Consider the following 23041-nt stretch of genomic DNA (forward strand, 5'->3'; position numbering starts at 1 on the left):
TGCGTCACGCACCTGCCACTTACTACCGATTTCGCCTGATCAGCGAGAAGCCTCGTCTGATCGGACAAGTGCGTCGGCCTGTTCCCCGCCGCCGCCTCGGACCGCGCCGACGATTGCGTCGATCACGATGAACGCGACCAGCGGGATTCCGAACAGCGGCAGCGCCCAGGCCAGGCCGAACACGACGGGCACGCCGACGACGATGCCCCAGGCCGGCAGCTGCTGCCAGGCGCTGCGGGCCGGCGGAGTGCCGGCCGGAGCACGCCGGTCGGCACGGGTGGGGCGGCGCTGCCACCACATCCGGTAACCCCAGACGATCACGGTGATCAGGCCGATGGCGAGCGCGGCCAGGATGAGCTGGTTGAACACGCCGAACAGCACGCCCATGTGCGCGTTGACGCCCCACGAGGTGAGCTTCGCCAGGAACGGCCAGCCGGCGAAGTCGACCCGGTCGGTGACGGCGCCGGATGCGTCGAGGGCGACGCTGTCGAGGCGTACCGGCCAGAGATTGTCGTTCTGGGTGACCGTCCAGGTGCTGGCGGCGTCGGCGGGCAGCGAGATCTGCACTGGGCCGTCGAGGCCGGCGTCGCGGGCGCCGGTCAGCACCGTGTCGATGGCGGCAGGGTCACCTGCACCGGACGCGGCACCGCCGTGGTGGCCGCCGGAGGAGGCGGTGGCTTCGGTGGCGACGTAGGGCCGGTTGCCGTCCATCGCGTCGAGGGCCGCGCCGAAGTTGGCTCCGGCGTAGCCCGACCAGGTCAGCCCGGTCGCCGAGATGATCAGCAGGCCGAGCAGCAGCCAGACGCCAAGAGCGCCGTGCCAGCTGCGGGTACGGCGGACACCCTTCTTGGCCTTCAGCTCGGGCGCCAGCATCCGGCGGGCGCTGCGGGTGCGGCGCCACCAGAGGACCACGCCGCCCAGCGCGATGATCCACAGCCAGCTCGCGGCGAGTTCGGAGTACAGCTCGCCGGTGGTGCCGAGGTGCAGGTCGCGGTGGAACTGGTCCAGCCAGGTGGTCAGCGGCGTCGAGGTCCACCAGGTGGTCAGCTGGCCGGTCACCTCAGCCGTGTACGGGTTCACGTAGACCGTGTGCACCAGCTCCGACTCGGCGCTGAGTTCCGGGGATGTGAAGTCGACCTGGGTGGTGCGATCAGCTTCGGTCACGCGTACCCCGGTGAGGTCTCCGTCGGGGTGCGCGGCGCGCGCCGCGGCAATCTGCTGGACCAGCGGGAGGGTCGCGGTTCCGGGGTCGTCGACGGTGAGCTCGGCGCTGTAAATGACCTTGTCGAGCGTGGGAGCCATCGTGAAGAGCAGGCCTGTTGTGGCCGCGACCAGCAGGAACGGCGCGACCAGGATGCCTGCGTAGAAGTGCAGGCGCAGCAGCAGGGGTCCGAAGCTTCGGGTGGGTGCGGTGCGGCGTTCTGCTGCTTTGGCAGGAACGGTTTCGGTCACGGCCATTCGGCGGTCCTCGTGGGGTGTCGGCGGCGCTCGATGGGTGCGCCGGCATCCGGGGGTGTGACCCCCACGACATCGGGGAGGTCACCGCAGTAGTCGCCGCCCGGTCCCCGGAAGTTCCCAGCACGTTGTCAGCGATAGGTGAACATCCGTTTATCACCCTCGAGATGGGTGTGTTCGTTGTAGGTCGACATCCACAGACCGCTCGATCCGGCGATGATTTTCGTGACGCCGGTGTTCACGATGACCTTGCTCAGCGACGACCAGACCGTCGCGAGAGTGACCGGATCGGCCTTGGCGCCGCAGGTCAGCTGAGCGACGGCCATGGCGATCGGCCCGCCCGAGCTGACCACGACGATGTCCTGATGTCCTTGCTCCAGCTCGGCCAGCAGCGCCACTGCCCGGTCCAGCACACCGGCGACCCGCCCGTGGAACGCGGCGAACGACTCGCTGTACTCGGTGTCGTAGGTGCCGGACGACCATCGGCCGGTGGCGGCCTCGAAAAGCTCCTGAAAGACGCGTTCGTCAGCCATCAGGTCGCGGTACCGGGGCTCGTGAACCTCGACGACACCGTGGAAGTCGAACTCGTCCCAGCCGGGGTCCTTGGCCACCGGCGCCTCTTCGCCGAGTCCGTCGAGAAGGCCGGCGACGGTTTGCTCCTGCCGGCGCAGCGAACCGCACAGGACCAGGCCGGGCCGGACGCCGCGCTCAGCGAACGACCTGCCGAGCGCGCGGGACTGCTCCCCACCGAGCTCCGACAACACGTCGTAGTCAGCGGCCCCATACGACGCCTGCCCATGCCGAACCAGAAGCAACCTACCCACGATTCAACCCCTTTCCCCTTCGTACGATAGACAGCCCCCGATGTGAGTCGCACAGATCATCACATGGCCCGGGGCGGCAGACGCCACGGTCGACCTGGAGGCAGGGGCGTCATGCCGCAGCGCGGGCGGACTCGGCAGCGGCGGTTACGAAGGCCCGGACCCGGGCCGTCTCCCGGGCGGTCGGCCACACCGGACCCCAGTCCAGCGGCGGTGCGTCCCGGATCGGGACGTAGACCAGATCGGGCCGGGCGTGGAAGCGGCTGGCGTGCTCGCCGACGACGAACGTCCCTCGGCCCGCTCCGACAAGCGTCAGCACCTCCTGGAACGTCTCGGCCACCGGGCCGTCACCGCCGGCAGAGCCGGTGGTACCGGCCGCCGGGAGCGAGCACGGCGCCATGACGAGGCGGACGCGGGCGAGATCCTGGACCGACAGGGATGCGATTTTCGCGTACGGATGACCGGCCGGGACGGCGAGCATCCGCGGCTCGGTCAGCAAAGCAGGGCCGGAGGTGAGCCCCGGCCCGTCCAGTGGGAAGCAGCCGACGAGCACGTCGATCTCGTCCGCGTGCAGGCGCTCGGCAGCGCCACCTACCTGGACCTCGCGGGCCTCGACCTCGCAGCCGGGGTGGCCGCGCCGAAACCGGGTCGCCGCGGCCATGACGAGCCGGCCGGCCGCCGCACCGACGTAGCCGACCCGCAGCGTGCCGGTGAGCCCGCGGCCGTGCGCGACGGCGCGCGCTACCGCCGCGAGGACCTGGTCGTACGCCGGTTTGAGGTCCTCGTACAGCTGACGGCCGGTCGGTGTCATCGTCACCCGGCGGCTGGTCCGTTCGAACAACGGCGCGCCGACGCGTCGTTCGAGCGCGCGAACGACTTGGCTCACCCGCGTGGTCGTGACGCCGAGCCGCTGACCGGCGCGGCCGAAGTGCAGTTCCTCGGCGAGGGCGAGGAACACCTGGATCTCGTGCCGTTCCACGATTTCCTCCTCCATCGTCAAGTCCTGCTTCACGATCGTTGCATGAGCCGGCGTTGTTCCGAGCTCATCGGACCGTGATCGTGGAGACCATGTACGTCACAGAAGACCGCGCCCTGGCGGCGGGCAGGACCGATGCCGATCTGCGTGACCGGATCGAGATAGTCGACGCCGTGTACCGTTTCGGCCTCGGACAGGACCTCGCTGACCGTGACCTCTTCGCCTCCGCGTTCGCCGAATCCGCGGAACTGGACTTCCGTCCCGCCGCGAAACGGTGGGGCGCGGACGTCCCGGTGATGAGCGGACGCGACGCCATCGTCGACACGATCCTTGCCATGTTCGCCGGCCGGGTGGACACGACGCACGTCGTCACGAACCCACGGATGCGCGTCGACGGCGACCGTGCCTCGTTGACCGCGATCGTCGAGGCCCAGCACCTGCTCACCGCTGACCACACCGTCCACGCGTTGCTGACCAACCGGTACGACGTCGACCTGGTCCGGGACCGGGAGCGGTGGGTCGTACAGCGGATGATCATCGAGAACGTCTGGTACACCGGCGATCCGGCTGCCATTTTCGGTGGGTGACGCACGGATCGGCGGCTGCCGGCACTTGCCGGTTCACGGATCGGTGGCTGCCATCGCGTGGGACGCATCTGCACGCCACCCAGTTCAGCACAGGCCGCCGTTCGATCGAACGCCTCATCGGCAGTTGCACCTGGCTCGGGGTTCGAGTTCCCCGGCGCGCTCATGGTGAATGTCGTGAGCGCGTTCCTTGACCAGGCGCAGTTGTGGGGCGGTCAACCGGCGGGCGCTCCACATGAGTTCAGCGGCTCGTCCCGCGTCCGGATGGATCCGCCGGTCGAGATCCGATATGTCGACTCCCGTCAGCGCGCTCAGGTCGGCCGGGGCGATGTCGAGGACGGCCCCGAAGCCGGCCAGAAGATCGGGCGTCAGGTCCTTCCGGCCGTGTCCGATCAGGCCGATCGTCGAGGGCGAGAGCATCGGGCCACAGCCCAGGCCGTAGAGACATTGGGCGGCCCCTGTCCACTCAAGATTGCGGTTGTACAGCAGCCGCAGCACCAGACCGCCGGGGCAGGCCGGGTAGCAGTGGCGCGGTGGCGCCGGCGCCACCGGCCCGTCCGGGCGGGGCAGCTGGGGCAGCGACCGGACGAGTTCATGCAGATCCGCGACGGCGCGTGGCAGATACGTCAGTGACCACGCCAGCCCGCCGATCCCGCCGCGCACGTTCCGGTCCTGCGGGGCCAGATCGGCGGGCACCTGCTGGCCGGCTATCAGGTACAGGTCGCTGCGATGCAGGCCGAGGACGGATGCCAGCCCGTGCAGAACGGCCGGGGTCGGGTCAGCACCATCGAGAACCGAGGCGATCGCGGCTTCGGGCAGCGAGGACCGATCGGCCAGGGTCCTGCGATCAAAGCCGCGAACCTCGGCCAGGCGGATCATCTGGTCACCGAACGACGGCAGCGCCTGCACGGGATCACCGCCCGAATTGCTGGGTCATCGCCGCGATGCGGGTGGCCACGGCCTGCGGGTCGACGATCTGGTGCAGGTGTTCGCCGGGGATGCGGGAGACGGGCCAGCCCCGGTTGGTCGCGGCTGCCGCCTCGTCGTCGTACGCCGGGCAGAACAGGATGTAGCCGCACGGGCGAGCGTCCCAGCCCACGGGCGACGGGATCGTGGACTCGTAGTAGCTCAGTGGGAGTCTTGGCTGCTCGGCCGAGACCGCCGCCCGGGTCTGCGGGTCGGGGAACATCGGGGCCACGTCGGATTCGGCCCACCAGTCGGTCCACTGCGGCAGGCGGCCGTCGACGGCCTTCGTACGCAGGAAGTCCAGGAACTCGGGCGGTGCGACCGGAGACTCACCGTGCGGCGGTGGCATTCCGGCGTCCACGAACACGCAGCCGGCAACCGGGCGGGCGGACGCGTCCACGATGACCGGGACGAACAGGCCGGCGTTGCTGTGCGCCACGATCACCACCGGCCGGCCCTCCGGCAACCGGGCGATCGCCGCGGCGACCGTCGAGGCCACCGCCGGCCAGAACGGTGGGTCGGCGTCGGCGACGGTCAGCAGGGACGGGACCAGCGCGGTGGCGCCCTGTTCCTCGAGGACTTGCGCGGTCGATGCCCAGGTCAACGGTCCCACCGATGGGCTGTGCACGAGGACGAAGGCAGGCTCCATCAACCCACCCTGCACGATCAGGCGCGCACGGCGTCACCCCTGTCGTCACGCTGACCGCGAAACGCGTACCCAAGTAGGGTTTTGACTGTGGTGCGTGTGCTGGTGACCGGGATGTCGGGGGCGGGGAAGAGCACGCTGCTCGCCGGGCGGGCTGACGTGATCGTTTCGGGGACGGTCGCCAATCAGGGGCGGTTCTATGACCGGTTCGAGCATGTCGTGCTGCTCAGTGCGCCCGTCGAGGTTCTGCTGGAGCGAGTCACGAGCAGATCCACCAATCCGTACGGTCGGACGGCCGAGCAACGTGCGGAGATCCGGCGGTACGTGGCCGAGGTGGAGCCGTTGCTTCGGCGCGGTGCGAGTGTGGAGCTTGACGGGCGCGGTTCGGTGACCGCGCTCGCCGATGCCGTCGAGGGGTTGGTGGGCGGTTAGAGGAACTGGCCGATCGCGCGCCGGGTGCCGAAATGGCGCGACACCAGCTCGTTGACCAGCGCCGACATCGCGTGCGAGTCGCCGCCGGTGGCGTTGAGCAGCATGGCGGCGGTCGCACCGTTGACGCGCACGGTCACGTCCTCGGAGACGACTCTGGCGTCCACCACCTGCGGGGCTGCCCAGCTCTCGGTTGCCGGCTGTGATGCCCAGGACGGTGCCGGCGGCGGTGGCGGTGGGGCATGGGTGGGTTTCGGCGCGGCGGGTTCGGCGGTGCTCGACGGGTCGTGGCAGGTCAGGCAGACGCCGGTGGCGCCGGTGAGGACGTATCGGGTCACCGCTACCCGGTTCAGCGGCTCCCAGCAGCGGCTTCCGCAGCCGGAGCAGGAGACGCCCGGCAGATAGGCCTGCGCGGCGGCGTGCGCGTCCACGGCCTGCCGCGCGTCGTCGGCGTGGTCGAGGGGGCGCTGCAGGTCACTCAGGCGCCCGTCGAGCGCGAACCATCGTGGCTGCGCACCCGAGGGAGCACACGCCCAATAGCGTTGTGCCCGGGCGTAACCGTCTGCGCTCGCCCGGGGATGGCGGCGGAGCGCCAGGGAAAGCAGACCCCGTCCGTCGGGGCCGGTCGTCAACGTGAAGCGGTCGGCCTGTTCTGTCACGGCCGCATCATCGGCACTCGGGTCGCCGGGTCGAGAAAATCCGGCGGACTCGTTGAGTCGTTCTCAGGAGCGGGGGAGTATCTGCCGATGGTCACCGATCAGGTGCTCGCGCGTATCGGTCAGGGTGTGTCCCTTCACCACCATCAGGGTTCGCGTGAGGTCGTGCGCGTCCGGTTGGCGCGCCTGCTGAGCTGACTGAAATGAGGATTTCTCGCTTCTGTTTGCTCCGGCAGGTGCTGCAGGTGTTCGCGATCGTGCTCGTGCCGGTTGCCATCGGTATGGCGTTGCGGTCACGCTTCCCGGCGGTCGCCGACCGCCTGGCGCGGCCGGTCAAGATTCTCTCGGTCATCGTTCTGGTCGCGGTCATCGTGGGTACGGTCCTCAAAGAACGTGAGAACGTCGCCGACTACTTCGTCGCTGTCGGCCTGGCGGTCCTGCTCTTCAACATCATGAGCCTGGCACTGGGGTACGGCGCACCGAGGCTGGCCGGTGTCGGCAGGCGCGAGTCGATCGCGGTCGGCATGGAGATCGGCATCCACAACAGCACCCTGGCGATCACTATCGCGGTCAGCCCCACCCTGCTGAACAACACCGAGATGGCGATCCCGGCGGCGGTGTACGGCATCGTCATGTTCTTCACGGCCGCCGCCTTCGGGTACCTGGTCACGAGGAGCAAGGAATCCGTGGCCGCCGCCGGCTAGGAGGGGCGGAGCCGGCGGTCGAGCGCCTTGGCGCGTACCCATGAAGGTCTTCCGATAGCGTTCGTGCGATGGACAGAGATCTTCTCGCGGCGCGTGAGCTTGCCGCCGATGTGGCGGTTCGGGCCGGGCGGTTGCAGCTGGAGCGGCGTGACACGCTGCGGGTTGGCGCGCCCAAGGCGCATGCCAACGATGTCGTGTCCGATGTTGATATCGACAGTGAGAAGCTCATCGTCGATGCGATCCGCGCGGTGTGGCCGGATGACGCGGTGCAGGCGGAGGAGGGGCACGGGCGGGACGGGGTCAGCGGCTGGAAATGGGTCGTCGATCCGCTGGACGGGACGCGGAACTACATCAGCCGTACCGGTCCGTGGTCGGTGTGCGTCGCGCTCTATCAGGGTGACGAGGCTCGGATGGCGGTGGTGCACGAGCCGGTCGCCGGTGAGACCTTCAGCGCTGTTCACGGCGGGGGAGCGCTGCTCAACGGCGAGACGATCGAGGTGATCCCGGCGCCGGGTGGTGGGTCGCTGGCCGAGGCGCTGATCGGTGTCAGCTTCCAGCCCAATCCTCGGACGAAGGATCGGGCTGGTCGTCTCATCCGGCACGTGCTGCCGCTCGCCGGTGACATCCGCCGTCTTCCGGCGGCGCTGAATCTGGTTTATCAGGCATGTGGCCGGCTCGACGGTGGCGTCGCTCTGGACACGAACCTGTGGGACATCGCTGCCGGAGCGCTGATCGCCCGGGAAGCCGGCGTGGTCCTCGGCGGCCGCGAAGCGGACTTCACGACCGAGCTCACGATCGGTGCCGGCCCGGCGCTCTGGGCGGAGCTGTCGGAAAAGGTGCGAGCGGCTACCTGAGCGGATTCGCCCCTGACCAGCGGCCGGTACTGATCGACCGCTGCGGGCACCTGCTCCAGGCCCAGCTCAAGGTCCTTGGCGTCGCGGGCGCACCACCACTTCACGAACATGGCGGCGGCATCCCGGCGTGCACGCGTCGATCGTTTCCGGATGGGCGGCGGCCGCGGTGATCACGCGTACCCAAGAAGTGAATTTCTCGCCCTTGGGGTCCCAGGCGCGATCCGCGCCGGTGCCGTCCTGCACGGTGGAGCCGATCTCGCCGATGCCGCACGGGAGGTCGAACTCGCGCCAGGCGTGCGCGGGGTGAGTATAAATGCGACAAAATGTGATGATGAAGAGAACACTTGTCGTCCTGGCCGCACTCCTCGCGCTCATCCCGGCAGGCGGTGGCGCCGCCTACGCCGCCACCACCGAGGATCGGGAGAGCGTCCTGGTCACCGGCGCCGGTGAGGTGTCCGGGGTGCCGGACCTGCTCACCGCGAACTTCGCCGTGGAGACCACCGCCACCACGGTCAAGGACGCGCTCGACCGGGCCAGCGCTGCGGCCACCCGGATGCGCGACACTCTCGTCCGTGCCGGGATCACCAAGGCCGACCTGCAGACGGCCGACGTCAGCATCGGCTCGCGCCGTGACGAGCACGAGAAGATCATCGGCTACAGCGTGAACCAGGGCCTCACCGCGAAGATCCGGAACATGGCGAAAGCCGGGGCACTGATGTCCGACGCCATCAAGGCGGGCGGTGACGCGGCCCGCCTCAACGGTGTCTCGTTCGCGATCGAGGACGACGAGGCGCTGCTCACCGAGGCCCGCAAGAAGGCGTTCGCGAACGCCCGCGCGAAAGCCGAGCTGTACGCCAAGGAGGCGGGCCGGCCCCTCGGCCGGGTCGTCAAGGTGAGCGAGGACGCCCCGAGCCTCTGGGCCAGCGGCGGGCACAAGAACCTGGCGGCGTACGACTCGGCGCTGGCGATCGAACCGGGCCGGCAGGGGCTGACCGTGACGGTCACGGTGGAGTGGGCCCTCGGTACCGCCTAGCCGTATCCTCGCCGGGTGACGGACGAGATCGTGACCATGGTGCGCGAGCATCTGCGACCCGGCGAGGACCTCCGCGCCGCCATCTGGGTGAGCCGCGCCGAGGACCGTACGCCGATGAGGCTCACCTGGTCCGAGCTGTCACCGCTGCGGTTCCGGCGGCGCGGGCGCGGCCCCGGTTTCCGCGAGGACGTCCAAGGCGCCGCGCACAGCCTCGCCGTCGGTCTCGACGCGCACATCCGCCTCGTCACCGAGCCCCGGGTCCTGGCCCTGACCGGCAGCCGCCTCATGGTTCTGTCCCGGCGCTCGGCATCGCTGCGCCCGCGCTGGGAGTGCCCCCGCACGGACCTCGACGCGGCCACCGAGGAGAAGCCCGGGCGTCTGCGTCTCATCTTCTCCGACGCGTCGTCGGTCACCCTGCTGACGCCGGCGGCGCACATCCAGGAGTTCCTGGCAGGCTGATGGCATGGCCCGCTTCGTCATCGACGCACCCACCCTGCTGCATCTCGTCGACAACGCGCTGACCGTCGATCCCGGTCACCAGCTGGTCGCGCCGAACAGCATCCGCTCGGAGGCGTTGCAGCTGCTGCTGCGCGACGTGCGCCGCGGCGAGCGTACCGATCGGTCAGCTCTGGACACTCATGAGCGGATCACCGAGCTCAAGATGCGGCTCCTGGGCGACCGGGTGTCGCGCACCACGGCCTGGCGGATCGCCCGCGAGCAGAATTGGGACACCCTGCGCGACGCCGAGTACCTCGCGGTGACCCGGCTGCAAGCGGATGCCCTGGCCACCGTCGACGCGGACCTGGCCGCGATCGCGGAGAACCTCGTCCCGGTGGCGCCGGTGCACGCCTTGCTCGCCGCCGAGCACCGCGACGGTCAGCAGATGTGAGCTGATGCCGAACATCGTCGGTTCCTCTTCGACGCTCCGGAGCGCTTCGAGCAGGGCTTGGGTACGGTCGTCGCCCTCGAGCCACCCGTCCCGATCCGCGAACAACCAGGCGCCGCCCTCCAGCGCGTACGTCGCCGCGCTCCTCAGCCCGGCGTCGGCGAACTCGCCCGCGATCTCGTCGGGGTGGTGGAAGTACGCGAGCGGTTACCCGGGCCGCCTCGCGCAGCGCGGTCACCCGGTCGCCGCGATCGGGCAGGTGGTAGAGCGGCCCGAGCAGCAGCGTCGCCTGATAGGAGGCGTCCGGCTCGCCGAGGCGGCGGGCGTCGCCGAGGACCGCGTCCACGCCGTCGATCGCCCCGGCGTGCTCGACGTGCAGCGGCATGAGTTCGCCGCCCCGGTCGTAGTAGCCACTGATCGCATCGATCGTCTCCATCGGCTGATGGTCGATCAACCGTACTGAGTGTGGCAACGGATATACGGTGGGTCCCTGATGGACTGATCCATAGATAGCCTTGACCGCATGGTGTGCTCGTCGTGTGGCCTTGACAACGACCCGTCCGCTACCTTCTGCGCCCGCTGCAACGCGACACTGGGCGGCCGGCCTGTCTACGACGAGCCGGCCACGCCGCTGGCGCCGGCCGAGCCGACCGTGTCGCTGGCGCCGGACGAGCCGGCTTCTGCCTACGCCCTGCCCCGCCGCCGGCTGTCGCCGCTGCCGCTGATCGCGGCGGGTGTGGTGCTGCTGCTTCTCGTGGTCGTCATCGGCGTCGTGATCGCCGGCCGCGACCCCGATCCGGTGGCCTCGCCGCAGGCTGGCCCGGTTCCCGCGACCACGACCACCGATCCGGTGCCGGCAACCGAGCCGACGACGACGCCGACGACCTCGCCGCCGACCACATCTCTGACGGCGTCACCGGCGCCTCAGCCGACCGCGAATCCGCAGGAACAGGCCGCGGTCATCGACGCCATCCTGGACCGCAGCGTCGCCAGCCGCAGCAAGCTGAACAAGGCGATCCAGGCCGTCGGTGGCTGCGCCCGGCTCAACAGCGCGCTCGCCGACATGCGAGAGGTCGGCGACGAGCGCCGCCAGCAGATCAGCGAGGTCGAGGCCGCCGATCTGTCCGGGCTGGCCGGCGGGGAGACGCTGCGGTCGACGCTCACCACCGCGCTCGGCCATTCCCTCGACGCCGACCAGCATTTCGTCGCCTGGGCCGAGCCGGCCGTCGCGGGTGACTGCACCGATTCGTCCTCGCGCAGCGCCGCCTGGCAGCGGGGTCAGGCGTCGTCGGACCTGGCTCAGACGGCGAAGAAGCAGTTCGTCGCCGCCTGGAATCCGGTCGCCACCCCGCTCGGGTTCGCTACGCGAACCAACAAGAACATCTAGAAAGGCCAGCTCGCTGCGACGATTGCGCTGATCGCGGCGATCGCCTCGGCCGCGGTACGCGCATTGCCCGTGCTCTCCGCGAGCCGATGCAGAGCACCCTCGAGGCGGCGGCGGTTCTCCGGTGTCGGCCGGGTCAGGCCCTCCTCGATGACCGGAATCTCGCTCTGTGCCAGGGCCGGGTCCGGGTGGGCCTGGCGCAGCGTGGCCAGGTGGGTCTCGACCTGCTCGCGCGGGCTCAGGTCGTAGTAGTTGGTCTGGTGGACGGTGTTCTCGCCGCCGAAGTTCTGCACGCCGCCCTGGAAGTTGACGTCACCGAAGTTGAAGTGGGACTCGGGCATGTCAGGCACCGTCCTTGGGCCGATTCTGCTGGTTCACGGTGTTCTTGCCGCCGAAGGTCTGCACGCCGCCGTGGAACACCAGGTCGCCGAACGTGTAGTTGGCCACGTTGGTCTCGAACTCGCCGGTGTCGACGCCCTGCTCGCGCAGGTAACCGATGACCGCCTCGGTGACCGTCTTGTCGAGCAGCTTGATGTATTTCGACGAGTCCAGTTTCTGCATGAACTTGCCGGTCTCGCGGCCGGCCAGGTCACGCACGCTGAACTGGGAGCCGTAGTCGTAGAAACGGTACTCGTCGGCGTTGCGCGACGACTTCGCCATCCGGTGCGACAGCCACAGCGCGTCCCAGCCGACCCGCAGCAGCAGCCACGGTCCGTGCAGGTTGTCGAAGACGTACAGGCGCAGCGTGTCCGACCAGGATCGGGACAGCACCCGGTCGGCACGCAGGTTGTCGGCGATGCGGTACTCGTTGCGCAGCGGGGGAAGGACGTGGGCCACGAATTCGGCGTACAGAAGGCCGCCCTCGACCGCGAGATGAACGAATGCGGTGACCGAGACGCCGCTGTCCTGCGCCGGCAGGACAGGGTGACCGGCGGGGGTGGTGATCTTCTTGCCGTTGGCCGGGACCACGACGCGCAGGTAATGCCGCAGGCCGCCCTGCGGGCACGCCTCGATCGCGGCGATCGTCTCGTCGGAGGCCTTGGTGAACGGGGTGCGGGTCTGCCGATCGATCATCGGGTCGTCGCTGCGCCGGGAACCGTCGGCCGCGACGTAGGGGACCGTGTAGACGTTCGGGATCCGCTCGCCGTCACGCAGCCGGGTGTCGCGCATGCCGAGGACCGCGGCGTTGACCCGCCGGTTCAGCTCGTGTGGATCCAGCTCGACCCGGTCGCCGTCGCGCGGGCGCAGCCGGATCGCGAACGACCAGCCGTGTTTGAGCCCGCCGGCCCCGGCGAACGGGTTGTGGTCGTGCACCGCGATGTTGCCGCGCTGCATCCGTGCCACCGTCGCGAGCCGCCGCTCCACCCGTTCGATGCCGGTCCGCGGCAGGGTCGCCTGCACGCCGGGCGCCAGCTCACTGAACATGATGTTGTACGCGAACCAGCGGGAGATGAAGAGCGAGCCGGCCATCGCCACCGTCAGCAGGATCGGTGCCACCAGGGCGAGCCCACCGACGCCAGAGAGGCCGCTTTCGATCATGTTCGACGCGGTCGGTGTGTCGGCGAACTGGAGCAGGCGCTCGGCCAGCCAGTCCGGCACCGCATCCATCATCAGCCCGAGCACGACCACCAGCAGGAACAGCAGCATCAAGCAGACGAACCCGATGATCAGCGTGGTGAACAGCCCGAAGCGCAGCACGCGCATCCGGCCGCCACGCCCGGCCCGGGCCATCATGATCACCGAGCACAGGCCCAGCCAGGACAGCGTCCACCAGCCGCTCAGGCAGGTACCGATGATCAGGATCGCGGTGACCATCGCGTACCGGATGATCAGCAGGCGCCGGGCGCGCAGGCAGTGCCGCAGCACCGGGTCGAGGTCGAAGCCGAACGACGGCGGCACCGCCTTGCGTTCCGACTCGAGCACCTCACCGATCACGGCGTTGGCGTACTCGATGTCCACGTAGGCCGCGCTGCACAGGCCACGCGTGGTGTCACTGAACTGGTCGGCGGGGGTGTAGGAGGGAGTGCCGAGCGGCGGTTCTGGTTGGGCCACCCGACGACCATATTGGCGGTGATCGCTATCGGGGCATGGTCCGTAAGGCCGATTTCGACCACCGGCTTGTGCTTTACGCGTACCCCATCGGTCCTTTGTGGGGTGGCGGCCGCGCCGCGTCGCGCGGGTTGAGGGTCACGGAGCGTGCGAGCCGCGCGATTTCTCCTGGTCGAGCAGGGCGTCCAGGTCGCTGAGACGGCGCAGGCCCTGCAATGGCTGGCGCATGCGGTGGTTGCCTTCCAGGCGCTGCTCGTTGCGGGAAAGGAAACTCCAGTATCCGGCCGTGTACGGGCAGGCGTGGTCGCCGACGCGGACTTTCGGGTCGTAACGGCAGCCGCCGCAGTAGTCGCTCATCCGGTTGATGTAGGCGCCACCGGACGCGTAGGGCTTGCTGCTCATCCGGCCGCCGTCGGCGAACTGACTCATTCCGATCACATTGGCGGTCATCACCCATTCGTAGCCGTCGACGAACGAGCGGTGGAACCAGTCGGCGACCGCGCCGGGCCGCCAGCCGCGCTGCATCGCATAGTTGCCGAGAACCATGAGTCGGGGGATGTGGTGCACCCAGCCGCGGTCGCGGACCCCGGCGAGGACGCCGGAGAGGCAGCGTGCCTCGACCGCGTCGGCGTCCAGGCTGGTGAACCACTTCGGCAGTTCGTGCCGCGCCTGCAGTTCGTTCGTGGCGCGGTAGTCCGGCTCGAAGTACCAGTAGAGGTGCCAGACGAAGTCGCGCCAGCCGAGGATCTGCCGGACGAAACCCTCGACACTCGCCAGCGGAGCCTTGCCCTCGCGGTACGCGCGCTCGGCGCGTTCGACGACCTCGACCGGGTCGAGCAGTCCGAGATTGATCGCTGGGCTGAGCATGCTGTGCGCCATCAGCGGGTCGCCGGCGAGCATCGCGTCCTCGTAGGGGCCGAACGTCGGCAGCCGGTGGGTGACGAAATGCCGCAGCCGGGCAAGGGCCTCCGTGCGGGTGGCCGGGAACAGCCGCGGGCCGTCGTTGCCGACGAAGGTGATGCCGTCCTCGCGTTCCCATCTGTCCAGGTCGGCGCGGACCTGCTCGTCGATGTCGTCCTCGACGATCGGCGGTGGGGCGGGGATGGCCAGGCTCGCCGGTGGCGGTTCGCGGTTGTCGGCGTCGAAGTTCCACCGGTTGCCGGCCGGCTCGTCGCCGTCCATCAGCACGTCGTGGTGGCGGCGGGCGTACCGATAGAAGTCCTCGAGGCGCAGGTGGTCGCGCCCGCGTGCCCAGGCGATGAAGTCCTGCGGGTCGGTGACGAAACCGCGTGGCGGCAGCATCTCCACGGTCTTCATGCGTTTCACCAGGTCGCGGGCGGCGCGCGAGGTGGGATGGCAGACGGTCACCTGGTCGGTGACGGCCTCGGCGTAGGTGTCGGCGCTGATCAGCCGGACGTTGTCGTCCTGAGCACGATGCCGCAAAGCGGACAGGACCAGATGGGCCTTCTGCCGGTGGAAGGCGCGCCGCCGGAACACCGCCTTCGACTCGATGAGCAGCACGGACTGCCCGGGCTCGTCGAGAAAGTGCGGGCCCAGCTGGTCGGCGAACAGCCACCGGCGTCTCATGTCCGTCATGCTGCCCCAGCGGCACCCGATCCGATGTGCGTCCGCAAAAACGTCACACCCCGGTCGTAGGGTCGGTTCATGACGCAGCCGCAGACAAAAACCCTGGCCACACCGGACGTGGATCTCGTTTATGACGTGCGCGGGCCCGGTGATCAGCCCGTATTGCTCATGATCGGGCAACCGATGTCGGCGGAGGGCTTCGTCGCCCTCGCCGAGCACTTCACCGACCGCACTGTCGTCACCTACGACCCGCGCGGCCTGGGCCGCAGCGTCCGCAAGGACGGCCGGGCCGATCACACCCCACAGGATCAAGCCCTCGACCTGCACCGGCTCATCGAGGAACTGGGCGGTGGCCCGGTCGACGTCTTCGCCAGCAGCGGCGGCGCGGTCACCGCCCTCGCGCTCGTCGCCACCTATCCGGGTGACGTCGCCACGCTTGTCGCGCACGAGCCGCCGATCAACGCGGTGCTCCCCGACGCGTCGGCGGCCGAGCGTGCCCGGGCCCGCTTCCACGAGGCCTATCAGCACGGCGGCTCCGGCGCGGGGATGGCCGCGTTCATTGTGATGACCTCCTGGCAGGGCGAGTTCACCGAGGAGTTCTTCGCCCAGCCGCTGCCCGACCCGGCGGCGTTCGGCATGCCGTCCACCGACGACGGCTCGCGCGACGACCCGCTGCTGTCGAAGAATTCCTGGGCCATCACCGACTACGTGCCCGACGCTGTCGCGCTGGCCGCCGCGCCCACCCGGATCGTCATCGCGGTCGGTGAGGAGTCGGCGGGGACCTATACGGCTCGGACCGCTCAGGGCACGGCGGCGCTGCTCGGCCAGGAGCCGACGGTCTTCCCCAGCCATCACGGCGGGTTCCTCGGTGGCGAGTTCGGTTATGCCGGGAAGCCGAAGGAGTTCGCGGCCAAGCTGAGGGAGGTCCTCGAAGCCCGTTGACCCTCACACGGTGTCAGAGCCGATGATGAGCGGACCATGTTCAGCATCGGAGAATTCGCCGGCTTGGGCCGGGTGTCAGTGCGCATGCTGCGCCACTACGACGCCATCGGCCTGCTGCGTCCTGCGTACGTCGAACCGCACAGCGGCTACCGGTTCTACACGGCCGGACAGCTGCGCCTGCTCAACCGGGTGCTCGCGCTCAAAGATCTGGGGTTCAGCCTCCAGGAGGTGCAGACCCTGATCGACGAGAAGCTCGACACCGCCCAGCTGCGCGGCATGCTGCGTCTGCGCCGGGTCGAGCTGGCCACCCGGATGCGGCAGGACACGGCTCGCCTGGCCCAGGTCGACGCGCGTCTCCACATGATCGAGAGTGAGGGGCACATGGATACCGGAGACGTCATCCTCAAGTCCATCCCGGCGACGCGGGTGGTGCAGCTGTCCGGCATGGCCGCGGGTTACGACCACCCGTCGTCGATCACCGAGAACCTGAGCCCGCTCTATCCACGGCTGATGCAGCTGATGGAGGAGCACGGCGTCACGATGACCGGCGCGCCGATCGCCTGGTACGAACCGGCGCCGTCCGGCCCGGACGACGAGACGATCGCGGTGCACGCGGCATTCCCGATCGGCGAGGCCGAGGTGGGTGCCGACACGGGGATGGAGGTGGTAACGCTGCCATCGGTGGAGCATGCGGCGACGGCGTTGCACCACGGCCCGATGTCGGAGGCGTTCCGCACCGGCCAGACGATCGCCGCGTGGATCAGCGACCACGGGCACCGAGCGGCAGAGCCGGGGTTCGCCCGCGAGGTCTACCTGGACTGCCCGCCGGGCGAGTTCGACAAGTGGGTGACCGAGATGCAGGTGCCGGTGCGGGTGCTCTGAGGGCGGCTTTCCGGGGTGCGGGGTGTTGTTTACCGGGGTGCTGGTTTCGTGAGTTCGGGTGTTTGGCCTTGGGCTTCTGGGCTCGTTTTCCTGGGCTCGTTTTCCTGGGTTTTGTTTGCTGGGTTTTGTTTGCTGGGTTCGTTTGCTGGATTTGTTTTGCTGGGATCGGTTTTCATTAGCTTGGTTTTCTGAGATCGGGCGGTTGTGAGAGTCGAGCGTCGCCGCGATGTCGAGTTTGCCGCGATGTCGAGTTTTGCCGCGATGCGGCGGAGGGGAAAGTGACCGAATTCGCCATTTAGTAACCCCATTCATTTGTTGAATACGGTGAGTTTTGGTCCCTTTTGGGGTGGTCCGCGTTCACGGAAGCGATGTTTTCGCTGGCAATTCTTCGGCTGACCAGCTGAGGTGGTGGGCCGGCCTTGGCGGAGGGGCCGGGCCACCCCGGCAGTTCCGCCTGGCCCGGACGCTGCTGGTTTGAGGTTCGTTCGTTTGAGGGTCGTTTGTTTAGGTGTCGCTTGTGTCGGCGCGTGCTTCGTGTGCTTCGTGTGCTCGGGGTGCTCAGGGTGCTCAGCGTGCTCGGGGTGCTCGGAGTGCTCAGGGTGCTCGGCTTGTTCTGCGGGAGGTGCCGGTGCGGCCGCTAGTGCGGGTCCGGGTGGGGATGCGGCTGCCGGCGCGGGCCCGGGTGCGGGTGTCAGCGCTGGTGGGGATGATTGTGCTGCGGGTTTTTGCGCGGCGGCCTTCACCTCGGATCCTTGACCTCGGCCGGTCTGGTCCGGTCCGCGCTGGCCTTGATCTTTGCCCGTCGCGGGAAGGGGAGCTGAAGAGACGGGCACTGGCGGTGTCGGTCCGCGAGCCGGCGTCTGTGCCGTGGTTGCCAAGCCGTCGCTCTGAGACGTTGAGACTGGCGATGGCGATGGCGATGGCGATGGCGATGGCGATGGCGATGGCGATGGCGATGGCGATGGCGATGGCGATGGCGATGGCGATGGGCTTGGGCTGGCGGCGGTTGCGGGAGGTTCCATAGGTGCCGCGGAACAGCGGTCGTTTTGGTCTTGCAGCTGGCTTAGGCGCCGGGCATGCCGTTGCGTCAAGCCCCAGGAACGATGCCGCTTGTGTTCGCGCCGGAACTGCTCGGCCGCTGCCGAATAATTGCGGCGCAGCGTTGGATCCCGGAGATGCCTCGTCGGGAATAGGGAGAGCTGCTGCGCCATACCTTCATTGTCCTCCCCCCAGCCGGACTCGACGACGGCAATCGCCCGATCTTCATATTGAGAAATTGTTGGGGATCGGGTTGCTGATCGGATTAGGCGTTCACGATAAAGTACGTTGATAACGCAATCTTGGTTGGGTACGGCAGGTTGTCAGGGCTGGTCCGGCAATATGCGGTTCAGGTGGTAATCGAGGGTGCGTCGCACGTCAGCGTGGGTTCGCCGATTGTGGAGGAGGTCTATGCCGAGGCCGGTGATGCCGCTGACCAGGAGGTCTGCCTCTCGGGCCGGGTCCACCGACGGGCGCGGGCCGGCTGCCAGGATCAGGCTTGCTATCAGGTCCTCCAAGGGGCTGCCCTCGTGCAGGAAGACAGCGGCCAGGGCGGGGTCGGTGAGGCTGCGTGCGTAGTAGGCCGCCATTACCGCGAGGCCGTTGCGGCGGTGTTCGTCGAGCGGAAGTAGTTCCTCGAGGGTGGCGCGCAGCAGCACCCTCGGGTCATGGGCGTCCGGGAGGGACGTGATTCGTTGCCGGGCGCGTTGCTCGTTGTCGCGGTGGAGCATGGTGAGCGCGCTGACCAGCAGATGCTGCTTGTCGGTGAAGTGATATTGCACCACTCGTGGTGACACGCCCGCCTCGGTGGCGATCTCGCGGATGGTGGCGCTCTCCAGGCCTCGTTGGGCGGCGATGCGCCAGACCGCTTCCGCGATCTGCCGCCGCCGGCCGGACGGACGCGGTTCCGGCTTCCGCCCCGGCTCCTGATTCGACCCCCGCTTCTGCCCTGGCCTCAGCCCCTGCGCTTGGCCCGGCCCGTGTGCTTGGCTCGGCCGGTGTGCTTGGTTCGGCCCGTGCGCTTGGCTCGGCCCGTGCGCTTGGCTCGGCCCCTGCGCTTGGCTTGGCCCCTGCGCTTGGCCCGGCCCGTGGGCTTGGCTCGGCCCGTGCGCTTGGCCTTGTCCCTGCGCTTGGCCTGGGTCTGGGCCTGGGTCTGGCTCGGTGGGGACTGCGGGCAGCGGCGGATTCTTTCGGGATCGGTAGGCGCGGGCCTGGCAGGCGCGTGAGCAGTAGACCGGGCGGCGGCCCAGCGCGGGAGGGCTCGGGAGTGTCGTGACCCGGGCCGGCGCTGGGGGCCGCACTGGGCCACGGCACACCGGGCAGGTTATTTCGTCACGCACTTCCTCAGTCTAGCCGCGATGATTCCGTGACGTATCTGCGGATTAACGCTTGTGGCGCGCGTTGGGTGATGGTCTTGTTGATACAGACGTATCGTAATGGGGTGGGCCGTGAACGAAGCGTGGTATCGACTGGCGATGCTGCTCGTGCTTGTCGCCGGGGTCTGGGAAGGCCCTGTGGCGATCGTGTTTTCGCTGCTGGGCCGGGATCCGAGCTGGCTGACTGCGGCCAACTACCTTGACGCGCCCTGGCGGTACGTTGCGGCGGTCGCGGCGGCGGGCGTCGCGTTCGCGATCATCGCTGTCCTTGACATCCGGCACAAGAAGCTGACGGCCGCTGGGCAGCAGTGAGTTGTAGCCGGATCAGCCGTGCCGGTGGTTGGCCGCGCGGTGTTCTGCCGGTTCCAGGGTGATGAAGGCGCTGATCATCGCGCGGTATACCTGCTCAGCCACGTCGGGGGTTGCTCCGGCCTCCGTAGACAGGGCGCGGACTCGGGCGATTACCTGACCTACGCGGGCAGGTGCGCGTACGTCATGGTCTTGAAGGCCGCGGCTCGCCGCACCAAGCGCTCGCGGGCAGCGAGGTGGCGCACCACCTCGGCGTCGAGCGCGTCGATCTGGCCGCGGATGCCGGCAAGAGAGGCGCCAAGAAAGTCATCGAATGAGTCATCGAATGAGTCGTCAAAAGAGTCGCCGAAAGAGTCGTCAAGAGCATCGGCCGGGGAGTCCGCGGGGGAGTCGGGCACCCGGCGATCCTTGCACGGAGGGTGGTCTGTTGGCACGCTGCGTGATGGGGGGTGCCATGAGTAAGGAGATTTTCTTCGATGTGGACGGCGGCTCGTTGGCCGCTTTGGATCACGGTGGGGCTGGGCGGCCGGTGCTGCTTGTTCACGGGACGGGGCACAACGCGGCGGCTTGGGACGCGGTCGCTGCCGAGCTTGTCGCGGATCATCGGGTGGTTGCGGTCGATCTGCGCGGGCACGGGCACAGCAGTGCCGCATCGGTGAACGCCGAGCAGTATTGGCGTGATCTGGCCGTGGTTGTCGCCGGGCTGGGGTGGGAGCGGCCGCTGCTCGTGGGGCACTCGACCGGGGGTTATGCCGTGACGGCTGTGGTCGCGGCGGGGCTTGTCGAGGCGTCCGGTATCTGTGTCGTCGACGGTCTTGTTCTTGATGATCGGGCAGGTGGGGCGGCTGCTCTCGCCGAGATTCGGACGCCGGAGATGGCGGGGCAGTTGCGGCGGGCGTTCGGATACGGGCGGCGATTCGACGATGAGCAGCGGGTTGCCTGGATGGAGAAGCAGGTGGCCGGGATCGCGACTGACTGGCTCAATGCCGGCGCTGACCCGGAACTTGTTCGGGCGGTGTCAGCGCGCCACTTCCTCGACGACGTCCGGCGGCCGATCCTTGAGGAGGTCATGGTGACGACGACCGCGGCGCCGGACGCGCCGATCTTCCCGAGTGTCGACGTCTACGAGCGCATCACTTGTCCGATAACGATCGTGCTGCCGGGGCAGGGCTTCTATGCGCCGCGCCGCGCCGAGGTGGCCGCGGTGGTGGCCGCCGGTCCGGGACGTGGCCTTGTCGACCTGCCCGGCGGCCACAACATCGTCATGACCCACCCCGATCTCGTGACAAGCGCCATCCGGAACGCGGCCTCGCGCGGCTGATGGAAACGACGCGGCATGACCGGGAACGGAGGGACGCGGCATGACCGGGAACGGAGGAGGGAACCGATGCCGCCTGGCCGGAGCTGGCCTACCAACCCGGACACGACGACCCAAGGCTCACCGAGGAGACTGAGCTGGCCGGGACTCAGAAACCATCGATTTCGTACGCGTGACCGACCACCTGCGGGTGCTGGCCGAAATCGATCGGCCGGGCGGGCGCGACGCATGATCCGTCGACAGGAGGCCCGCCGCGCCCGGGCAGCGGTCTAGAGTTCCCACACCGTGATCGTGAGAACGATCTTGGTGACGTCTCTGGTGTTGGGTTTCGTGAATTCCTTGACGACGAGCCCGGCACGGCGGCGCTGGTTGGTGATAGCGCAAAATTCCTGGCCGTTTGCGATCGTGGTGGGATGGATGCGGGCGCCGGTCTCCGTGGTTTCGAGGCAGGACTCGCGGGTGGCCGTCCGCTCGGCAAGCTGACCTTGGCTTTCCTCGATCCCGTTGAGCGAACCTCGGAAGTGGATGTCGCACTCGGTCAAGCAATTGTTCGCGTCGAAGTCAGGCGCGGCCGAGTCGAGATCGAGTTGCGTTCCGTTGGTCAGGACCACGTCCTTGACGGGTCTCCGCAGGCCGGCCTCGGGAGAGTTCTTCGTCGGCGTGCCAGCCGGCGAAGAGGCCGGCGAAGAGGCCGGTGACGACGCCGGCGGGGACGACGCCGGCGGGGACGAGTCCGGCTGTGGCGAGTCTTGCTTCGGCGAGTTCGGCTGTGGCGAATGCGATGGTGAGAGGGAACCGTTCCACCCGTTCTGTTTGCTCGCGAAATCGCCACGGGCCCCGACGCCGAAGAGCACACCCGACGCCACCAAGCCCAGAGCCAGCGCGATCGCGACGCTGACTCGGATGGCGACGACACTTTCGGACACGGTGGTCAGGCGTGCCGCCGCCACCGCGACAACGATCAACGCCACCAGGCCGCACGCCAGGGCAAGCTGGTCCGGCTCGAAGGCGACGAAGTTCTGCAGATCAGCGACGACACCGATCGCGCTCGCGGTCACGGTGGCACCACCAACCGTCAGCGCCGCGCGCAGGCCGGGCCTATCCGGTGCTGAGTCATCTCGCGCGTCGTTGTTTCCGCTGCTCAACGCTCCCCACCGCCAACCTTGTCGGCATCCAGCAACTGCTTTGGAGTTTGAGCCAGGCGGCCGGTCCTGCCCATGCCCTGCACGGGTGATCACTCAGGGTGATTAAGGCTTAGGTGCGCGTACCCGAGCAGGTGCCGCAGGCGAGGCGCCTGCGGCGACCAAGGGCGCAGTCAAGACGCGATGAAGGCCAGCAAATCACCATGCAACCGGTCGCGGTCCGTGTCCGGCAGTGCGTGGCCGCTGCCCGCATAAACCTTCAGCGAGGCCCCGGCGATCAGTGCCGCCGACCGCGCGCCGCCCACCGCGAGCGGGACGATCTGGTCGTCGTCGCCGTGGATCACCAGGGTTGGGACGTCGATCGCGGCGAGATCAGGGCGGAAATCGGTCGCTGAGAACGCCGCTACGCACTCGAACGCGGCCCGGTGGCCGCAGGCCATGCTCTGCGCCCAGAACGCGTCGCGAAACCCCTGATCTACATCACCCCGGCCGAAGAACGGGCCGTCGGCGAGGTCGCGGTAGAGCTGAGAGCGGTTCGCCTTCTCGCCGGCGCGGATGCTGTCAAAAACCGAGATGGGCAGGCCGGAAGGGTTGTCCGCCGTGCGCAGCATCAGTGGCGGCACCGCGCTGACCAGTACCACCTTCGCGACGCGCGCGGTTCCGTAGCGGCCGATGTAACGGACGATCTCGCCGCCGCCGGCGGAGTGGCCGACCAGGGTGATGCCGGCCAGGTCCAGGCGTTCGACCAGGCAGGAGAGGTCGTCGGCGTAGGTGTCCATCTCGTTGCCGTGCCAGCTCTGAGTGGACCGGCCGTGGCCGCGGCGGTCGTGCGCGACGACCCGATGGCCGCGCTCGGCGAGGAAGAGCGCGGCGGCCTCCCACGCGTCGGAGTTCAGCGGCCAGCCGTGGCTGAGGATGACGGGTGTCCCGTCGTGATCACCCCAGTCGCGGTAGAAGATCTGTGCGCCGTCGTCGGCTGTCACCAAAGGCATGACGCTCAGCCT

Annotated in this window: 26 protein-coding genes and 2 pseudogenes; 14 read left to right on the top strand and 14 right to left on the bottom strand. The window is 68.6% G+C overall.

Annotated elements, in window-relative coordinates:
* Window positions 1-39: 39 nt before the first annotated feature.
* The 3 genes from ACQP2E_RS16890 to ACQP2E_RS16900 form a co-directional block, all read right to left on the bottom strand.
* Window positions 40-1458: a PepSY-associated TM helix domain-containing protein gene (locus ACQP2E_RS16890; protein WP_433832734.1), complete on the bottom strand. Its 1419-nt coding sequence runs from the start codon at window positions 1456-1458 to the stop codon at window positions 40-42.
* Window positions 1459-1586: 128 nt separating this feature from the next.
* A complete protein-coding gene (locus ACQP2E_RS16895) occupies window positions 1587-2279 on the bottom strand; it encodes a histidine phosphatase family protein (protein ID WP_433832736.1) in 693 nt (230 codons plus the stop codon).
* A gap of 109 nt (window positions 2280-2388) precedes the next feature.
* Window positions 2389-3288: a LysR family transcriptional regulator gene (locus ACQP2E_RS16900; RefSeq protein WP_433832738.1), complete on the bottom strand. Its 900-nt coding sequence runs from the start codon at window positions 3286-3288 to the stop codon at window positions 2389-2391.
* 56 nt (window positions 3289-3344) lie between these two features.
* On the opposite strand from ACQP2E_RS16900, the gene ACQP2E_RS16905 reads away from it, so the two are divergent.
* The gene (locus ACQP2E_RS16905; protein ID WP_433832740.1) at window positions 3345-3839 is read left to right on the top strand and encodes a nuclear transport factor 2 family protein; all 495 of its coding nucleotides are present in this window, start codon (window positions 3345-3347) and stop codon (window positions 3837-3839) included.
* Between the two features lie 114 nt (window positions 3840-3953).
* On the opposite strand, the gene ACQP2E_RS16910 is transcribed toward ACQP2E_RS16905, so the two are convergent.
* A complete protein-coding gene (locus tag ACQP2E_RS16910; protein WP_433832742.1) occupies window positions 3954-4745 on the bottom strand; it encodes an XRE family transcriptional regulator in 792 nt (263 codons plus the stop codon).
* 4 nt (window positions 4746-4749) lie between these two features.
* Complete coding sequence (locus ACQP2E_RS16915) at window positions 4750-5451, bottom strand: alpha/beta hydrolase (RefSeq protein WP_433832744.1); 702 nt, start codon at window positions 5449-5451, stop codon at window positions 4750-4752.
* 87 nt (window positions 5452-5538) lie between these two features.
* On the opposite strand from ACQP2E_RS16915, the gene ACQP2E_RS16920 reads away from it, so the two are divergent.
* Window positions 5539-5880 (top strand): hypothetical protein, encoded by a 342-nt coding sequence (locus ACQP2E_RS16920; protein WP_433832746.1) that lies wholly within the window; start codon window positions 5539-5541, stop codon window positions 5878-5880.
* On the opposite strand, the gene ACQP2E_RS16925 is transcribed toward ACQP2E_RS16920, so the two are convergent.
* Window positions 5877-6536, bottom strand: coding sequence for a hypothetical protein (locus ACQP2E_RS16925; protein ID WP_433832748.1), 660 nt, complete (start codon window positions 6534-6536; stop codon window positions 5877-5879). The genes ACQP2E_RS16920 and ACQP2E_RS16925 overlap by 4 nt on opposite strands.
* Before the next feature lie 230 nt (window positions 6537-6766).
* On the opposite strand from ACQP2E_RS16925, the pseudogene ACQP2E_RS16930 reads away from it, so the two are divergent.
* From ACQP2E_RS16930 to ACQP2E_RS16960, 7 genes and pseudogenes are all read left to right on the top strand, one after another.
* A pseudogene (locus tag ACQP2E_RS16930) lies at window positions 6767-7237 on the top strand (bile acid:sodium symporter family protein); the annotation flags it as partial.
* 68 nt (window positions 7238-7305) lie between these two features.
* Entirely contained in the window at window positions 7306-8091 is a 786-nt protein-coding gene (locus ACQP2E_RS16935; RefSeq protein WP_433832750.1) for an inositol monophosphatase family protein, read from the top strand.
* A 331-nt stretch (window positions 8092-8422) separates the two neighbouring features.
* Entirely contained in the window at window positions 8423-9124 is a 702-nt protein-coding gene (locus tag ACQP2E_RS16940) for an SIMPL domain-containing protein (RefSeq protein ID WP_433832752.1), read from the top strand.
* 15 nt (window positions 9125-9139) lie between these two features.
* The gene (locus ACQP2E_RS16945) at window positions 9140-9583 is read left to right on the top strand and encodes a hypothetical protein (RefSeq protein WP_433832754.1); all 444 of its coding nucleotides are present in this window, start codon (window positions 9140-9142) and stop codon (window positions 9581-9583) included.
* A 4-nt stretch (window positions 9584-9587) separates the two neighbouring features.
* The gene (locus tag ACQP2E_RS16950; RefSeq protein WP_433832756.1) at window positions 9588-10013 is read left to right on the top strand and encodes a hypothetical protein; all 426 of its coding nucleotides are present in this window, start codon (window positions 9588-9590) and stop codon (window positions 10011-10013) included.
* Window positions 10014-10017: 4 nt separating this feature from the next.
* A complete protein-coding gene (locus tag ACQP2E_RS16955; protein ID WP_433832758.1) occupies window positions 10018-10473 on the top strand; it encodes a hypothetical protein in 456 nt (151 codons plus the stop codon).
* A 60-nt stretch (window positions 10474-10533) separates the two neighbouring features.
* A complete protein-coding gene (locus ACQP2E_RS16960; RefSeq protein WP_433832760.1) occupies window positions 10534-11397 on the top strand; it encodes a hypothetical protein in 864 nt (287 codons plus the stop codon).
* Here ACQP2E_RS16960 and ACQP2E_RS16965 read toward each other — a convergent pair.
* From ACQP2E_RS16965 to ACQP2E_RS16975, 3 genes are all read right to left on the bottom strand, one after another.
* Window positions 11394-11735: a hypothetical protein gene (locus ACQP2E_RS16965; RefSeq protein WP_433832762.1), complete on the bottom strand. Its 342-nt coding sequence runs from the start codon at window positions 11733-11735 to the stop codon at window positions 11394-11396. The two genes, ACQP2E_RS16960 and ACQP2E_RS16965, sit on opposite strands and share 4 nt — an antisense overlap.
* 1 nt (window position 11736) lies before the next feature.
* A complete protein-coding gene (locus ACQP2E_RS16970) occupies window positions 11737-13446 on the bottom strand; it encodes a hypothetical protein (protein ID WP_433832764.1) in 1710 nt (569 codons plus the stop codon).
* A gap of 135 nt (window positions 13447-13581) precedes the next feature.
* The gene (locus ACQP2E_RS16975) at window positions 13582-15030 is read right to left on the bottom strand and encodes a cryptochrome/photolyase family protein (protein ID WP_433832766.1); all 1449 of its coding nucleotides are present in this window, start codon (window positions 15028-15030) and stop codon (window positions 13582-13584) included.
* 78 nt (window positions 15031-15108) lie between these two features.
* On the opposite strand from ACQP2E_RS16975, the gene ACQP2E_RS16980 reads away from it, so the two are divergent.
* The 3 genes from ACQP2E_RS16980 (at window position 15109) to ACQP2E_RS16990 (ending at window position 17878) form a co-directional block, all read left to right on the top strand.
* Window positions 15109-15972: an alpha/beta fold hydrolase gene (locus ACQP2E_RS16980; RefSeq protein WP_433832768.1), complete on the top strand. Its 864-nt coding sequence runs from the start codon at window positions 15109-15111 to the stop codon at window positions 15970-15972.
* Window positions 15973-16008: 36 nt separating this feature from the next.
* Entirely contained in the window at window positions 16009-16854 is an 846-nt protein-coding gene (locus tag ACQP2E_RS16985) for a MerR family transcriptional regulator (RefSeq protein ID WP_433832770.1), read from the top strand.
* Between the two features lie 895 nt (window positions 16855-17749).
* Entirely contained in the window at window positions 17750-17878 is a 129-nt protein-coding gene (locus ACQP2E_RS16990) for a hypothetical protein (protein ID WP_433832772.1), read from the top strand.
* Between the two features lie 337 nt (window positions 17879-18215).
* Here the strand turns inward: ACQP2E_RS16990 and ACQP2E_RS16995 are convergent, their stop codons facing one another.
* Window positions 18216-18689: a TetR family transcriptional regulator C-terminal domain-containing protein gene (locus tag ACQP2E_RS16995; RefSeq protein WP_433833942.1), complete on the bottom strand. Its 474-nt coding sequence runs from the start codon at window positions 18687-18689 to the stop codon at window positions 18216-18218.
* 6 nt (window positions 18690-18695) lie between these two features.
* Window positions 18696-19232: pseudogene (locus ACQP2E_RS17000) on the bottom strand (hypothetical protein); the annotation flags it as partial.
* A gap of 108 nt (window positions 19233-19340) precedes the next feature.
* Here ACQP2E_RS17000 and ACQP2E_RS17005 point away from each other — a divergent pair.
* Window positions 19341-19580, top strand: a complete 240-nt coding sequence (locus ACQP2E_RS17005) for a hypothetical protein (protein ID WP_433832774.1) — start codon at window positions 19341-19343, stop codon at window positions 19578-19580.
* Between the two features lie 158 nt (window positions 19581-19738).
* Here ACQP2E_RS17005 and ACQP2E_RS17010 read toward each other — a convergent pair whose 3' ends face one another.
* The gene (locus ACQP2E_RS17010; protein WP_433832776.1) at window positions 19739-19975 is read right to left on the bottom strand and encodes a hypothetical protein; all 237 of its coding nucleotides are present in this window, start codon (window positions 19973-19975) and stop codon (window positions 19739-19741) included.
* Between the two features lie 56 nt (window positions 19976-20031).
* On the opposite strand from ACQP2E_RS17010, the gene ACQP2E_RS17015 reads away from it, so the two are divergent.
* Window positions 20032-20898, top strand: coding sequence for an alpha/beta fold hydrolase (locus tag ACQP2E_RS17015; protein WP_433832778.1), 867 nt, complete (start codon window positions 20032-20034; stop codon window positions 20896-20898).
* 266 nt (window positions 20899-21164) lie between these two features.
* On the opposite strand, the gene ACQP2E_RS17020 is transcribed toward ACQP2E_RS17015, so the two are convergent.
* Both ACQP2E_RS17020 and ACQP2E_RS17025 read right to left on the bottom strand, forming a co-directional pair.
* Complete coding sequence (locus ACQP2E_RS17020) at window positions 21165-22133, bottom strand: hypothetical protein (protein WP_433832780.1); 969 nt, start codon at window positions 22131-22133, stop codon at window positions 21165-21167.
* A 77-nt stretch (window positions 22134-22210) separates the two neighbouring features.
* Window positions 22211-23029, bottom strand: a complete 819-nt coding sequence (locus tag ACQP2E_RS17025; protein ID WP_433832782.1) for an alpha/beta fold hydrolase — start codon at window positions 23027-23029, stop codon at window positions 22211-22213.
* Window positions 23030-23041 lie beyond the last annotated feature (12 nt).

This window comes from Actinoplanes sp. CA-015351 (assembly GCF_050955685.1).
Classification (GTDB): domain Bacteria; phylum Actinomycetota; class Actinomycetes; order Mycobacteriales; family Micromonosporaceae; genus Actinoplanes.